This window comes from Pseudomonas sp. B1(2018) (assembly GCF_003097365.1).
Classification (GTDB): domain Bacteria; phylum Pseudomonadota; class Gammaproteobacteria; order Pseudomonadales; family Pseudomonadaceae; genus Aquipseudomonas; species Aquipseudomonas laurylsulfatiphila.
In genome coordinates this window covers 214164-228894 of the sequence record NZ_PYUK01000004.1, presented here as the reverse complement: position 1 = coordinate 228894, position 14731 = coordinate 214164, and the positions used below count along the sequence as shown (strand labels likewise).

The 14731-nt window shown below is 62.7% G+C and carries 9 protein-coding genes; 1 reads left to right on the top strand and 8 read right to left on the bottom strand.

Going from position 1 to position 14731, the window contains the following annotated elements; genetic code table 11:
• Nucleotides 1-102 precede the first annotated feature (102 nt).
• Complete coding sequence (hrpA, locus tag C9422_RS08175) at nucleotides 103-4014, bottom strand: ATP-dependent RNA helicase HrpA (RefSeq protein ID WP_116580287.1); 3912 nt, start codon at nucleotides 4012-4014, stop codon at nucleotides 103-105.
• 223 nt (nucleotides 4015-4237) lie between these two features.
• Nucleotides 4238-5956 carry a bifunctional isocitrate dehydrogenase kinase/phosphatase gene (aceK, locus tag C9422_RS08170; protein WP_116580286.1) on the bottom strand — a complete coding sequence of 573 codons (1719 nt, stop codon included), beginning with the start codon at nucleotides 5954-5956 and terminating at the stop codon, nucleotides 4238-4240.
• A 181-nt stretch (nucleotides 5957-6137) separates the two neighbouring features.
• Here aceK and C9422_RS08165 point away from each other — a divergent pair, with 181 nt between their 5' ends.
• Nucleotides 6138-7046, top strand: coding sequence for a DMT family transporter (locus C9422_RS08165; RefSeq protein WP_095963776.1), 909 nt, complete (start codon nucleotides 6138-6140; stop codon nucleotides 7044-7046).
• Between the two features lie 111 nt (nucleotides 7047-7157).
• On the opposite strand, the gene C9422_RS08160 is transcribed toward C9422_RS08165, so the two are convergent.
• From C9422_RS08160 to C9422_RS08135, 6 genes are all read right to left on the bottom strand, one after another.
• Nucleotides 7158-8738 (bottom strand): aldehyde dehydrogenase (NADP(+)), encoded by a 1581-nt coding sequence (locus tag C9422_RS08160; protein WP_116580285.1) that lies wholly within the window; start codon nucleotides 8736-8738, stop codon nucleotides 7158-7160.
• 34 nt (nucleotides 8739-8772) lie between these two features.
• Nucleotides 8773-9768 (bottom strand): AraD1 family protein, encoded by a 996-nt coding sequence (araD1, locus tag C9422_RS08155; protein ID WP_116580284.1) that lies wholly within the window; start codon nucleotides 9766-9768, stop codon nucleotides 8773-8775.
• 53 nt (nucleotides 9769-9821) lie between these two features.
• On the bottom strand, nucleotides 9822-10997 hold the full coding sequence (locus C9422_RS08150; protein ID WP_007972458.1) for an L-rhamnonate dehydratase: 1176 nt from the start codon (nucleotides 10995-10997) through the stop codon (nucleotides 9822-9824).
• A 291-nt stretch (nucleotides 10998-11288) separates the two neighbouring features.
• On the bottom strand, nucleotides 11289-12293 hold the full coding sequence (locus tag C9422_RS08145; protein ID WP_116580283.1) for a 4-hydroxythreonine-4-phosphate dehydrogenase PdxA: 1005 nt from the start codon (nucleotides 12291-12293) through the stop codon (nucleotides 11289-11291).
• Nucleotides 12290-13249 carry an amidohydrolase gene (locus tag C9422_RS08140; protein ID WP_116580282.1) on the bottom strand — a complete coding sequence of 320 codons (960 nt, stop codon included), beginning with the start codon at nucleotides 13247-13249 and terminating at the stop codon, nucleotides 12290-12292. Before C9422_RS08140 ends, C9422_RS08145 begins: the two co-directional genes overlap by 4 nt.
• Nucleotides 13242-14582 (bottom strand): MFS transporter, encoded by a 1341-nt coding sequence (locus C9422_RS08135; protein ID WP_116580281.1) that lies wholly within the window; start codon nucleotides 14580-14582, stop codon nucleotides 13242-13244. The genes C9422_RS08140 and C9422_RS08135 overlap by 8 nt, the downstream gene beginning before the upstream one ends.
• Nucleotides 14583-14731: the final 149 nt, after the last annotated feature.

Here is a 14731-nt window from a genome sequence, read left to right as displayed (position 1 = left end):
GAGCTTGCTCGCGATTGCGGCCTGACAGGCAACATAGATGTTGAATGTGATGCCCCCATCGCGAGCAAGCTCGCTCCCACAAGTATTGCACTGGCCTCGGGTCTACGGCTCGACTTGCGACCACTGCTTGCTCAGGCGCTTGTCGGAGATCGGCACCTTGGTTCCCAACTGTTGAGCAAACAGCGAAACCCGGTACTCCTCCAGCCACCAGCGATACAACTCCAGCTGCGGGTCACGCTTGCCTTCCTGGGCGTGTTTACTGGCGCGGGTCTGGTATTGCGTCCACAGGCCGCTCAATTCGCCACTCCAGACCCGGTCGCGCTGGACCTGGGCCCCGATTTTTTCGAAACGCTGTTCGATGGCCTTGAGGTAACGCGGCAACTCCTTGAGCCACTGCATCGGTGTTTCCCGGACAAACCCCGGATAGACCAGGTGGCTGAGTTGCTGCTTGATGTCGTTCAGGGCCACGGCTTGCGCAAGATCGATCTTGCCCTTGAAGCGTTTTTGCAGACCATGCCAGAGCTTGAGGATTTCCAGGGTCAGCTTCGCCACACGCTCGGCGTGCTCGGTCCAGGCGCCACGCTTGCGTTCGGCCAAGGACGCCAATCCGGCGCCATCGCGTGGCAGCGGGTCTTCGCCTTCGAGAATGCAACTGTCGAGGCTGGCCAGCAGAATGTCTTCCACCAGCGCATCGACACGCCCCATGTCGCGGTACAGCAGGCCCAGCTCGGTCAGGCCCGGCAACTTGCCGCGCAGGAATTTTGCCGACTCGGCCAGTTGCTGCATCAGCAAGCGTTGCAGGGCACGGCGATGCTGGAACTCGGCCTCGGCCGGTGTCGAGAAACGCCCTTCCTTGACCGTGCCGGCTTCTTCCACCAGCGCCGGATAGACCGTCATCGACAGTCCGGCGATCTTCTGCTGGGTTTTCTCGGCCACCGCGGCGAAGACTTTCGGCTCCACCGGCAGCTGGCTCTTCGCGGTTTGCGGCACCGCCAATGCGGCCTGGCTCGCCTCGGCGAAACGCGCCGTCAACTCGGCCAGATCACGCCCTTCACCGAGGAACTTGCCCTGGCCGTCGACGATCTCCAGGTTCATCCGCAGATGGCTTTCGACCTGCTGTGCCGCCTCGGCCCAGGCTTCATCGCTGACCCGCGCTCCGGTCATGCGCAGCAACTCGCGACCCAAGGCCTGGGGCAGCGAGCCCTCGGCAAAGGTCATGCGCTGCAAGGCGGCCTTGACGAAGTCCGGCACCGGCACGAAATTCTTGCGCAAGGCCTTGGGCAGGTTGCGCACCAGGGCAATGCACTTGGCTTCGATGACACCCGGCACCAGCCAGTCCAGGCGCTCCGGCGGCAGCATCGGCAACAGCGGTGCCGGCACGCGCAGGGTCACGCCGTCCCGTGGATGGTTCGGTTCGAAGTGGTAGCTGAGGGCCAACTCCAGATCGCCGATGTGCAGCGTATCCGGGTAATGCTGCGCGGTGACCTCGCTGGCTTCACGGGCCAGCACGTCTTCTTCGCGCATGATGAGCAGCTGCGGATCTTTCTGACTGTTGATCCGGTACCAGCTGTCGAAGGTCGCGGTCTGATGAATCTCCGCCGGCAGGCGCGCGTCGTAGAAGGCGTACAGGGTTTCTTCATCCGCCAGGATGTCGCGACGGCGGGCCTTGGCTTCCAGTTCGTCGAGTTGCTCCAGCAACTGTTTGTTGGCCGTCAGGCACTTGGCTTTGGACTGGATCTCGCCGCGCACCAGCGCTTCGCGGATGAACAGTTCACGAGACACCACCGGGTCCACCGGGCCGTAATGCACCGGCCGCCGGCCGACCACGATCAACCCGAACAGGGTGATCTGCTCGAACGCAACCACCTGGCCGCGCTTCTTCTCCCAATGGGGTTCGAAGTGGTTTTTCTTGATCAGGTGCCCGGCGAGCGGTTCGATCCAGTCGGCGTCGATCTTCGCCACCATGCGCGCGTAGAGCTTGGTGGTTTCCACCAGTTCGGCGGTCATCAGCCACTGCGGACGCTTCTTGCCGATGCCAGACGACGGGTGAATCCAGAACCGCCGCTGACGCGCGCCGAGGTAATCGCCCTCTTCGGTTTTCTGGCCGATCTGGCTGAGCAACCCCACCAGCACCGCTTTGTGCAGTTTCGGATAGTCCGCCGGCTCCTTATTGAGGCTCAACTGCATGTCGCGGCAGATCAGGCTCAACTGGCGATGGGAGTCGCGCCATTCGCGCAGGCGCAGGTAATTCAGGAAATTCTTGCGGCACCAGTTGCGCAGCGGGTTGGCGGTCAGCGCCTGGCGTTGCTCTTCGAATCCGCGCCACAGGTTGACCAGACCGGCGAAGTCCGAGTCGGCGTCTTTCCACTGGGCGTGGGCCTGGTCCGCCGCTTGCTGACGCTCCGGCGGACGTTCGCGCGGGTCCTGGATCGACATGGCGCTGGCGACGATCAGCACTTCCTGCAAGCTGCCGAGCTTCGCCGCTTCCAGCAACATACGCCCCATGCGCGGGTCCACCGGCAGCCGCGCCAATTGGCGACCGAGCGGGGTCAACTGGCTGTTGCGGTCCACCGCCGAGAGTTCCTGCAGCAGGTTGTAACCGTCGCTGATGGCCTTGCCATCCGGCGGCTCGATGAACGGGAACGCGCTGACCTCGCCAAGGCGCAGGTGCAACATCTGCAAAATGACCGCCGCGAGGTTGGTCCGCAGGATTTCCGGATCGGTAAATTCCGGGCGACCGAGGAAATCCTCTTCACTGTACAGGCGCACGCAGATGCCCGGCTCGACCCGTCCGCACCGGCCCTTGCGCTGGTTGGCGCTGGCCTGGGAAACGGCTTCGATCGGCAGGCGCTGGACCTTGGCCCGGTAGCTGTAGCGGCTGATGCGCGCGGTGCCGCTGTCGATCACGTAGCGGATGCCCGGCACGGTCAGCGAGGTTTCCGCGACGTTGGTCGCCAGCACCACGCGACGCCCCGGGTGCGACTGGAAAATCCGCTGCTGCTCGGCCGGCGACAGGCGCGCGTACAGCGGCAGGATTTCGGTGTGCTTGAGCTGGGCCTTGCGCAGCATGTCGGCGGCGTCGCGAATCTCACGTTCACCCGGCAGGAATACCAGCACGTCACCGGGACTGCGGCGTTCACTGCGCTCATAAGCGGCGATTTCGTCGAGGGTGGCGAGAATCGCCTGATCCACCGTCAGGTCGTCCTCGACGCGGTTACCCTCTTCGTCCTGCTCCAGGGTCAGCGGGCGATACCAGGTGTCCACCGGGAACGTACGGCCGGACACCTCGACAATCGGCGCATCGTCGAAGTGTTTGGAGAAACGCTCCAGGTCGATGGTCGCCGAGGTGATGATGACCTTCAGGTCCGGGCGGCGCGGCAGCAGGGTTTTCAGGTAGCCGAGCAGGAAATCGATGTTGAGGCTGCGTTCGTGGGCTTCGTCGACGATGATCGTGTCGTAGCGTTCCAGATAGCGGTCGTTCTGGGTTTCCGCCAGCAGGATGCCGTCGGTCATCAGCTTGATCAGGGTATTGGAATCGCTCTGGTCCTCGAAGCGCACCTGATAGCCGACCAGTGCACCCAACGGTGTGCCCAACTCTTCGGCGACCCGGCTGGCCACGCTGCGCGCCGCGATCCGCCGTGGCTGGGTGTGGCCGATCAAGCCATGCTGGCCGCGCCCGATTTCCAGGCAGATCTTCGGTAACTGGGTGGTTTTACCCGAGCCGGTCTCACCGGCGATGATCAGCACCTGGTGCTTTTCCAGCGCCTTCTTGATTTCGTCGCGCTTGGCGGCAATCGGCAAACTGTCGTCGTAACGAATCACCGGCAGGCTGGCGCGGCGGGCCAGCACCTGCTCACAGGACGCCTGCATGCGCGCCACCCACTGGCCCAGCTTGGCCTCGTCGGGTTTCTTGCGCAGCTCAAGCAACTGCCGCCGAAGCCGGTGGCGGTCGGCGAGCATGGCGTGATCGAGGTTTTTCAGCAGTTTGTCGATGGAGGGCGATTCGTCGGTCATCGGGTACGCAATTCAGTCGTCTAGTGGCGCAGGGTGGCGATTGTCGCAGATTTGCCATGGATTGGCTGGTTCTCCTGTAGGAGCTGCCGCAGGCTGCGATCTTTTGATCTTGCTTTTCAAAGATGTCGAAAAAATCAAGATCAAAAGATCGCAGCCTTCGGCAGCTCCTACAGGCGTTTGATGTGATCGTTCCCACGCAGAGCATGGGAACGATCAGGTTGAATTATTCGTTATCGAGGCCTTTGCGGCGATACGGAAACACGTCGATCACTTTGCCGGCGCGAATCGCCTCCTGCAGGCTCTTCCAGTAATCGGCGTTGTACAGCTCGCCATGCAACTGATCGAACAACTTGCGCTGCCCCGAATCGGCAAACAGGAACGGCGGAAACTCTTCCGGGAATACATCCAGCGGCCCGATCGAGTACCAGGGTTCGGACGCCATCTCGTCTTCCGGTGTGCGCGGTTGGGGAATGTGGCGGAAGTTGGCCTCGGTGAGAAAGCAGATTTCGTCGTAGTCGTAGAACACCACCCGGCCGTGACGGGTGACGCCAAAGTTCTTCAGCAGCATGTCACCGGGAAAGATGTTGGCCGCCGCCAGTTGCTTGATCGCCAGGCCGTAATCTTCCAGGGCTTCGCGCACCTGCGCTTCGTTAGCGTTTTCCAGGTACAGGTTCAGCGGGGTCATGCGCCGTTCGGTCCAGCAGTGACGGATCAGCACCGTGTCGCCTTCCACCGACACCGTGGAGGGTGCGACGTCCAGCAATTCCTCCAGGCACGCCGGGTCGAACTTGCTCAGCGGGAAACGGAAGTCGGCGAACTCCTGGGTATCGGCCATGCGCCCGACCCGGTCGACGCTTTTCACCAGACGGTACTTTTCGATCACCGTGGCGCGGTCGACATTTTTCGATGGCGAGAAACGGTCCTTGATGATTTTGAACACGGTGTTGAACCCCGGCAGGGTGAACACGCTCATGACCATGCCGCGCACGCCAGGGGCCATGATGAACTGGTCGTCGGTGTTGGCCAGGTGATTGATCAGCGCCCGGTAGAACTCCGACTTGCCGTGCTTGTAGAAGCCGATCGAGGTGTACAGCTCGGCGATGTGCTTGCCCGGCAGGATGCGCCGCAGGAAGCCGATGAACTCCGCCGGCACCGGCACATCCACCATGAAGTACGAGCGGGTGAAGGAGAAAATGATCGACACGTCCGCTTCGTCGGTGATCAGCGCATCGATCTGGATGCCGCGACCTTCCAGGTGCAGCAAGGGAATTGCCAGCGGCCATTGCTCGTCGGCGGTGTAGATGCGCCCCACCAGGTACGCACCTTTATTACGGTACAGCACTGAGGAAAACAGCTCGACGCTCAACTCCGGGTCCTTGCACACCCAGTCCGGCAGGTTCTCGCGCAGTTGCGCTTCGAGGCGCTTCAGGTCACCGGACAGGTCGGCGTAATCCTCGCTGAAGCGGTAGTCGGCGAAGATGCTGGCAAGCATCGCCGACAGTTGGCCTTGCGGCTTGTAGGTACGGGTTTGCGCAGCCCGGGCACGACGCAGGCTCGGCCGGGTGGTGTGGATGAACATGCAGCCGTCGCTGATCAGGTCATGGCTGAACAGCCCGCAGAAGATCGAGTTGTACCAGGTCTCGGACAATTCATCGTCGAAGCGCAGGTCGATCAGGCTGATGTAGGCACTTTTCACCAGTGGCCAGCAGCTGACATCCAGTGTCTCGGCGTCAAATGCGGTGCGCAGTCGCTCCACCGTTTCACTGACTTTATCTTCGTACAGATTGATCCGCGCTGCCGACGCCGATTGCGTCTCTTGCCACCGGGCCTGTTCGAAGCGGGCCCGGGCACCGTCGGTGATCTGCCGGAAATGCTCGCGGTAATCGTCAAAGCCATCGAGGATCAAACGGGCGATGTCGGCGGCTGGCCATTGCTGCGGCATGGTGAGACCTCTGCGGGAATTCGGGAGGCTTGAGCTTAGCCAGTGAACCGGGTTCAGGAGAAGCGCAATTTTCCAGGCGCCGCGTCATCGACGCCCTGAAGAGTTCAATGCCCGGTTTTCGGTTGCCATCGATCACGCACTCAGCAACACTTTCGCCCCTTCATCATGGAAGGAACGCGCTGTGAACCCCGTCGATATTTTCCGTTTACTGTCCCTGGCGGCCATTTGGGGTGCGAGTTTTCTGTTCATGCGCATCATCGCCCCGGTGATCGGCTCCCTGCCCACGGCGTTTTTTCGCGTATCGATTGCCGCCGTCGGGTTGCTGGTGATTCTTGGCCTGATGCGCATCAGCTGGGACTTCAAGGGCAAACTCAAGACCGTGATGCTGCTCGGGGTGATCAACTCCGGCATCCCGGCGACCCTGTACTCCGTTGCCGCGCAGGTGCTGCCTGCCGGTTATTCGTCGATTTTCAATGCCACGACTCCCTTGATGGGCGTGCTGATCGGCGGCCTGTTTTTCCATGAAAGGCTCACTGGCGCCAAGCTCGGTGGCGTATTCCTGGGGTTGTTCGGCGTGGGCGTACTGACCCGTGCCGGTCCGGTGGCGTTCGACATGTCACTGCTGATGGGGGCCGTCGCCTGCCTGCTCGCCACCACGTGCTACGGATTTGCCGGATTCCTCGCCCGCCGCTGGCTCGATCAGGCCGGCGGTCTCGATAGTCGTTTGTCGGCACTGGGCAGCATGCTCGGCGCGACCTTGTTCCTGCTGCCGCTGTTCGGCTACAGCGTGATCAGCCAGCCACCGGCGAGCTGGGGCGGCTGGAGCGTGTGGCTGTCGTTGCTGGGGTTGGGGCTGGGCTGCACGGCGTTTGCCTACATTATTTACTTCCGGCTGCTGAGTTCGATCGGCCCGGTGAAATCGATGACCACGACCTTCCTGATCCCGCTGTTTGGCGTGTTGTGGGGAGCGCTGTTTCTCGATGAGCCGCTGTCGATGGCGCATATCTATGGCGGGGTGTTGATTGCGTTGGCGTTGTGGCTGGTGTTGAAGCCGGCTGCGGTGAAGCCGGGTTTGGTGGCTGAGCGGTAGAGTTGTTGCGTGGCGGATGACGCTTTCGCGGGCAAGCCCGCTCCCACAGGGTTTGCGCGGTCCTTGTGGGAGCGGGCTTGCTCGCGAAGGCGATAGACCAGACACCAACAATCACAAAGCGGAAATACTCACCTCCCCATCCACCAACCGACGAATCCCCAGCGGATTGCCGTTCTGCAACGCCTCGGGCAGCAGCGCGTCCGGATAATTCTGGAAGCATACCGGCCGCAGGAAGCGATCGATCGCCAGGGTGCCGACCGAGGTCCCCCGCGAGTCGGATGTCGCCGGATACGGCCCGCCATGCACCATGGACTCGCAAACTTCGACCCCGGTCGGATAGCCGTTGAGCAGGATCCGCCCGACCTTCTCTTGCAACAGTTCCGCCAGCCAGCGGTACTCCAGCAGTTCGTCGGCTTCGCCAATCAAGGTCGCGGTCAATTGCCCGCGCAAGCCCTGCAATGCTGCCGCCAACTGCGCCCGATCCTCGACCTCGATGACGATGGTGGTGGGCCCGAACACTTCCTCCTGCAGCAATTCATCGCCCTTGAGCAACAGGCCGGCATCGGCCTTGAACACCTGCGGCTGCGCCTGATTGCCCTGTTGCGGCCGGCCCGCCAGATGGCTCAGGCCCGGATGTTCGTGCAGTTCGCCAAGGCCCCGGTTGTAGCTGGCCAACGCGCCGGCATTGAGCATGGTTTGCGCCGGCTGTTGGTTCATGTGGGCGCAGAAAGCCTCAAGAAAAGCACTGAACTGCGGCGAGCGCACACCAATGACCAGCCCGGGATTGGTGCAGAACTGGCCACAGCCCAGGGTTACCGAACCTGCCAATTGCGCCGCGATCTGCTCACCGCGCACCTCGAGGGCTTGCGGCAGCAGGAACACCGGATTGATGCTCGACATCTCGGCGAACACCGGGATCGGCTGCGGCCGGTTTGCAGCCATGTGGCTCAGGGCATTGCCGCCCTTGAGTGAACCGGTGAAGCCCACCGCCTGAATCGCCGGATGTTTGACCAGCCATTCGCCGACACCACCGCCGTAGATCATGTTGAACACACCGGCCGGCATCTCGGTTTTTTCCGCGGCCCGAATGATCGCGTCAGCCACCCATTGTGCGGTCGCCATGTGCCCGCTGTGGGCCTTGAACACCACCGGGCAACCGGCGGCCAGTGCCGAGGCGGTATCGCCACCGGCGGTGGAAAAGGCAAGCGGGAAGTTGCTCGCACCGAACACCGCCACCGGCCCCAGGGCGATGCGGTATTGACGCAGATCCGGACGCGGCAGCGGTTGTCGGTCCGGCAGGGCTCGGTCGATGCGCGCACCATAGAAGTCGCCGCGACGCAGCACCTTGGCGAACAGGCGCAACTGGCCGCTGGTGCGGCCACGCTCACCTTGGATACGCCCGACCGGCAATGCTGTCTCGCGACACACGGTGGCGACGAACTCATCGCCCAAACCGTCGATTTCATCGGCGATGGCGTCGAGAAACCGCGCGCGTTTTTCCGCACTCAGGTTGCGGTAGGTCGGGTATGCCGCAGCCGCGGCTTTGGCAGCGGCATCCACTTCGGCTTCGCTGGCCTGGAAGAAAGTTCCGGGCAAGGGCTCGCCAGTGGTGGCGTCGAGGCTTTGCAACTGCAACGTGCCGTTGGCGCTGCGGCGACCACCGATGTAGTTGTGTCCAGGAAACAGGCTCATGTGGATTCCTTGATCGATTGCAGACCTACGGGGGTCAGAGTGTGCGTACCTGACCGATAGCCAGCGGCTGGGCGCTCTCGCCGATGCCGTTGACCAAAGGCGCACCGAACTCATCGAGGCTGATCTGGAAGCTGTCCCCCGGCTGGGTCTTCACACCGTCGGCAAACGACAGCGTGGCGGTACCGAAGTAGTGCACGTGAACATCGCCGGGACGCAAAAACTGCGCGTACTTGAAGTGATGAAATTCGAGATTGGCCAGGCTGTGGCACATGTTGTCCTCGCCGCTGAGAAACTCTTTTTCCCAGATCGTCTGGCCGTTGCGCGTGATGCGGCTGGTGCCGACCAGATGCCTGGGCAACTCACCGACGCGCAACTCCGGACCATAGGAGCAGCAACGCAGCTTCGAATGGGCGAGATACAGGTAGTTGCGCCGCTCCATGACGTGGTCGGAGAACTCGTTACCCAGCGCGTAACCGACACGGTACGGCCGGCCGTCGTCGCCGATCACATACAGGCCGGTCAGTTCCGGCTCCTCACCGGCGTCCTCGGCAAACGGCGGCACCGGGAAATCCGCACCGGGACGCACGACGATGCTGCCGTCGCCCTTGTAGAACCACTCCGGTTGCGCACCGACCTGCTCCGCCGCCGGTTTACCGCCCTCCAACCCCCACTTGAACATGCGCATGGTGTCGGTCATGCCGGCTTCGACTTCACCGTCGTGCTGGTGCATTTTGTCCCGAGTCGCGGCGCTGCCCAGATGGGTCAGGCCCGTGCCGCTGATCAGGCAATGGGCCGGGTCTTCGTGGTCCAGCGGTGGCAGGACCTTGCGCTGCTGCAACAGCTGCGCGTAATCCGGACCGGGGTCGCTGCCGCGCCGGGCGACTTCTTCTTGCAGGCTGCACTGGGCACGGATGGCGGCCAGGGCCAGTTCACGGGTACTGCGGGTATCGCGCAGCACCTGGACCCGAGCGCCCTCAACCACGCCAACCTGGCGTTGCCCGTCGCTGTTTTCAAACTGAATCAGACGCATGTCGGTCCTCCGAAAAGTCGTGGTGGGCGCCGCGAGAAAGCGGCGCCGGACGGTCACTCGATGATGTTGAAATCGCTCAGGTACTCATCGGAGATTTCCAGGCCCAGGCCCGGCTTGTTGTCATCCAGCTGGATATAGCCGTTGACCGGTTGCGGCTCGCCCTTGAACACGTAGTAGAAGAGTTCGTTGCCGACTTCGACGTCGAACACCGGGAAGAACTCGGCCATCGGCGAAGCCGTGGTGGACATGGTCAGGTGGTAGTTGTGCATTTGTCCGGCATGCGGGATGACCGGTACCGACCAGGCCTCGGCCATGGCGTTGATCTTGCGCGCGGCGGTGATGCCGCCGACGCGGTTGGTGTCGTACTGGATCACGTCGACGGCACGACGTTCCAGCAGGTCCTTGAAGCCGTAGGAGGTGAACTCATGCTCGCCGCCGGAGATCGGCATGATCCCCATCTTCTTCAGCTCGATGTAGCCTTCGATGTCGTCGGCGATCACCGGTTCTTCGAGCCAGCGCGGCTCGAACTCGGCGAGTTTCGGCAACATGCGCCGGGCATACTCGAGGGTCCAGCCCATGTAGCATTCGAGCATGATGTCGACGTCGGGGCCGGCCAGCTCACGCAGGGCGCGCACTTGTTCGATGTTGCGGCGCATGCCCGCCGGACCGTCTTTCGGGCCATAGCCGAAACGCATCTTCAGCGCGGTGAAACCCTGGTTCAGATAGCCTTGGGCCTCTTCGAGGAACAGGTCGAGGTTGTCGTTGGCGTAGAGCTTGGACGCGTAGGTCCAGATCTTTTCCTTGGTGCGCCCGCCCAGCAGCTTGAACACCGGCTTGTTCACCGCTTTGCCCATGATGTCCCAGATCGCGATGTCGATGGCCGAGATCGCCGCCATGCCGATGCCCTTGCGCCCCCAGGCGTGGCTCTGGCGGTACATTTTCTGCCAGATGTATTCGTTGTCGAACGGGTCTTCGCCAATGGCGATCGGCGCCAGGTAGGTGTCGATGATTTCCTTGGCCACGCGCGGCGCCAGGGCACAGTTACCGATGCCGACGAGGCCGGTGTCGGTCTCGACTTCCACCACCAGCCAGCCGTGGAAACGGAACGAGCCCATGGCGTCGCCGCGCTCGAACAGGATGTCGCTGGCGTTGGTGCAGAAGTGCGCCTGAGGTGGCACGACCTTGCCTTTCCACTCGAAAACGCGGGTACGGATCGCTTTGATTTTCATGAATACGGTTTCCTTGCGCTGCCGGCTTCTTGTCATTGTGAGTCGCTGCGCAATGCCACTCGGGTGGCGGTCTTGCGCATTCGATGGAGCGACTTTAGCCAGCGGCCAAGGGCTGCGGATAATCACTTATGCGTATCCGGCGATAACCTGGGGTGATAGCGGAATCCGGTTATTGGGCGTTTCGGGTTATCGGGTGACGCAAAAAAGATCGCAGCCTTCGGCAGCTCCTACAGAGGAATGCGATCCCCTGTAGGAGCTGCCGAAGGCTGCGATCTTTTGATCTTTCAGCAATCAGTAGCTGTTGCCACCCATCCGGCACGCGATCTCGAACGCCTGGCGGATCGCGCCGACGTTGGCCTTGCCCTGCCCCGCGATGTCGAACGCGGTGCCATGGGCCGGGGTGGTGATCGGGATCGGCAGTCCGCCCTGCACCGTGACGCCACGGGAGAAGCCCATCAGCTTGATCGCGATCTGCCCCTGGTCGTGGTACATGGTCACCACCGCGTCGAAGGCACTGGCATCGCCCTGGACCTTGAGGAAGATCGTGTCGGCCGGATAAGGCCCGTCCGCCGCGATCCCCAGTGCCTGCGCCGAACGCACCGCCGGGCCGATGATGTCCAGCTCCTCGCGACCGAACGAACCGTTATCACCGTTATGCGGATTCAGCCCGCAAACGCCGATGCGCGGCTTTTCCAGCCCGTTGCGCTTGAGCGCGGTGTCGATCAATTGAATCGCTTCGACCACCCGTTGCTGGCTGAGCAGGCCCGGCACATCGGCCAGGGCCACATGGGAGGTCACCCGCGAAGTCCAGAGATTGTCGAGCACGTTGAATTCGCAGAACGGTCCATGGAAATCCAGCAGCTCGGCGAACCAGTGCAGCTCATCGCTGTGGGCCATGCCGGCCATGTGCAGTGAAGTCTTGTTCAATGGCCCGAACAACACGGCGTCAGTGATGCCCGCTTCGGTCAGGCGCAGGGCTTTTTCCAGGGTGTCGAGGCTGTAGCGGCCACCGATGACGCTGGCCTCGCTACGCGGAAACTCACCGATAGTGTCGCCGCGAAAGTCATAGAACAGCGGCGTGTCATCGACGAATGCCAACTGCTCCAGGGACTCGACGCGACGATAGGGAAATTCCATCCCGGCAATGCGCATGCCGCGACGCATTTCCGCTTCGTCGGCGATCAGGATCACATTGGCCTGGGCACGCACTTCAGGCTCGCCCAGCAGGCGCGCGATCAGCTCAGGGCCGATGCCCGCCGGGTCGCCGAGGACCATCGCGATGGTGGATTTGCTCATGCTTCACTCCTCAAGGGTTCAGGCTGCGCCCGCTCATTGGCGCAAGGCTCGCAGCGATAGACCCGCTGCGCGTTGCTGTAGAAAAGTCGTTCCTGATCGGCTGTCGGCAGATCGGCGACGATGGATTTGAAACCGCTGTAGATGTCGTCGAACGAACCGCACAGGCTGTCCACGGGGAAGTTGCTGGCGAACATCGCCCGGTGGCTGCCGAACATGGCGATCACCTCGCGCACGATCCAGGCGTTGTCCTTGGCGCGCCAGCGCTGGCCGCCCTGCCCCAGGCCGGAAATCTTCACCTGCACGTTCGGCCACTGCGCCAGCCGCGCCATCGCCAGACGCCAGCCCGCCAGGCCTTCGGCACTGCGGTCATTGGGCAAACCGGTGTGGTTGAGAATCAGCGTGATGCCGGGAAAATCCCGGGCCAGGCGTTCGGCCTCGTGCAGGTTCCACCAGGGTGTCTGCAAGTCGAAATGCAGCCCCAGCCCTTCAAGCGCGGCGTAACTGCGGCGCCAGTGTTCGTCACTCATCAGGCTGCGCATGTGCCCCACCTGCGTCGGCGCGATCGGGCCACCGGGTTTGTGGCGCACGCTGCGCACATGCTTGAAACGCGCCTGCTCGGTGAGCACATCGATAGCGTCCGGATGATCGAGCCAGGCTTGCGCCACGACCGCATTGGGTACGCCGTAGCGGGCGGCCAGTTGCTCGATGAAACGGGTTTCGCCAATCGGGTCCTGCGGGTTCCACTCGGTCTCGACGTACACCGTTTGCACGACGTTATGCGACCCTGCGTCGGCGAAGTAATCCTCGGGAAAATAGCGGCGCTTGATCGCGCTGTAGTCTCCGTAGCGAAACGGAATGTTGGCCTCGGGGGCAAGCCATGGGTGGTCGTTGACGGTCGGGTCCCAGAAGTGATGATGGGCGTCGATGATCGGGCCGTTCCACAACGCATTAGTCATGACGCACCTCGTCGAGGCTGATGAACAAGGTCGCGAGCACGAAGACTGCCGAGCACGCCGCGAAGAACCCGAGCACCGGGGCGAAACCACCGGCCGCTTGCAGAATCACGCCCACCAGGATCGGCACGGCGATGCCGCCGCTGCTGCCGGCCATGTTCATCACGCCGCCGATCAAACCGACTCGCGCCGGCGCCGCCAGCAGCGCCGGGAAGCTCCAGTAGAGGCTGCCCCACATCAGGAAGAACGCGGTCATGGCCAACAGCGCCACCGCCGCAAAAGGATGGCTCAAGGTCGGCAGCAACAGGAATGCGCCGAGGGCCACCAGCCCGGAAAACGCCAGCAGGCTCTTGACCGCCACCCCGCGACTCACGCCTTTGCGAATCAAGCCATCACAGAGGAAACCCCCGGTCAACGAACCGAGTGCACCGCAGACAAAAATCACGAAGGTCGCCGCACCAATCCCCTTGATATCGAAACCCCGGGCCTGGGCCAGGTAACTCGGGCCCCAGGTCAGCAGACCGAAATACACCATCGCCCAACTCGCCCGGCCGATTAGCAAACCGCTGAGCGAGCGTGGCGCAATACCCAACCCCTTGACCGGCGCCCGGGCCGCTTCGGCAGCGGGCGTTGCGCGGCCGACGTTGATTTTCTCGAGCTCCGCCGCATTGACTTGCGGGTGACCGGCCGGGTCATCACGCAGGTAACGCCGCGCCAGCCAGGCCAGCACCAGGGTGGCGATACCGGCGATCACGAAGGCCAGGCGCCAGGAGTCCAGCGAGGCAATCAGCCAGGCAATGATCAACCCGCCAAGGGCCACGCCCAACGGGCTGCCGCTGTCCATCAACACCGCGCCGCGACTGCGCTCGCTCGGGGCCAGCCACAGGGAAATCAGCTTGCCGCCCGACGGGAACAGCGGTGCTTCGGCGGCGCCCAGTGCAACCCGGGCAAACAACAACGACAAGCCGCCGGTGGCGAACGCCGCCAGCACCTGAAACGTGCCCCACAACCCGGTGGACCAACTGATGACCCGATGCGGGCCGAAGCGGTCGATCAGCCAGCCGCCGGGAATCTGCAACAGTGCGTAGGCCCAGAAAAAGCTGCTGAGGATCAGCCCTTGCAGGCTCGGCGACAGGGAAAACTCATGGGCGATGGTCGGCATCGCAATGGACAGCGACACCCGGTCGATCAGGTTGACCATGGTCAGCGCGAAGATGATCGCGAAGATCCGCCAGCGCACGCTGCTGGCCTTGACGGCGCAGCTCTGCGCGGGTGCCGCGGCCTGGGGCTGGATATCCGCGCCGGCCAGGTTCAGGGATGCACTGGAACGAGCCATGGTGCGTACCTCTTTTATTATTTTTGTGGGGACTGCAGCGCCGCTTCCTGGCGACATTTGTGAGCACTATCGAAGGCTCGCTGATAACCGTCTAATCAAAACTTGAAATCGGGCGATAGCCTCGGGTTATGTCATGCCCTGCTTTCAAC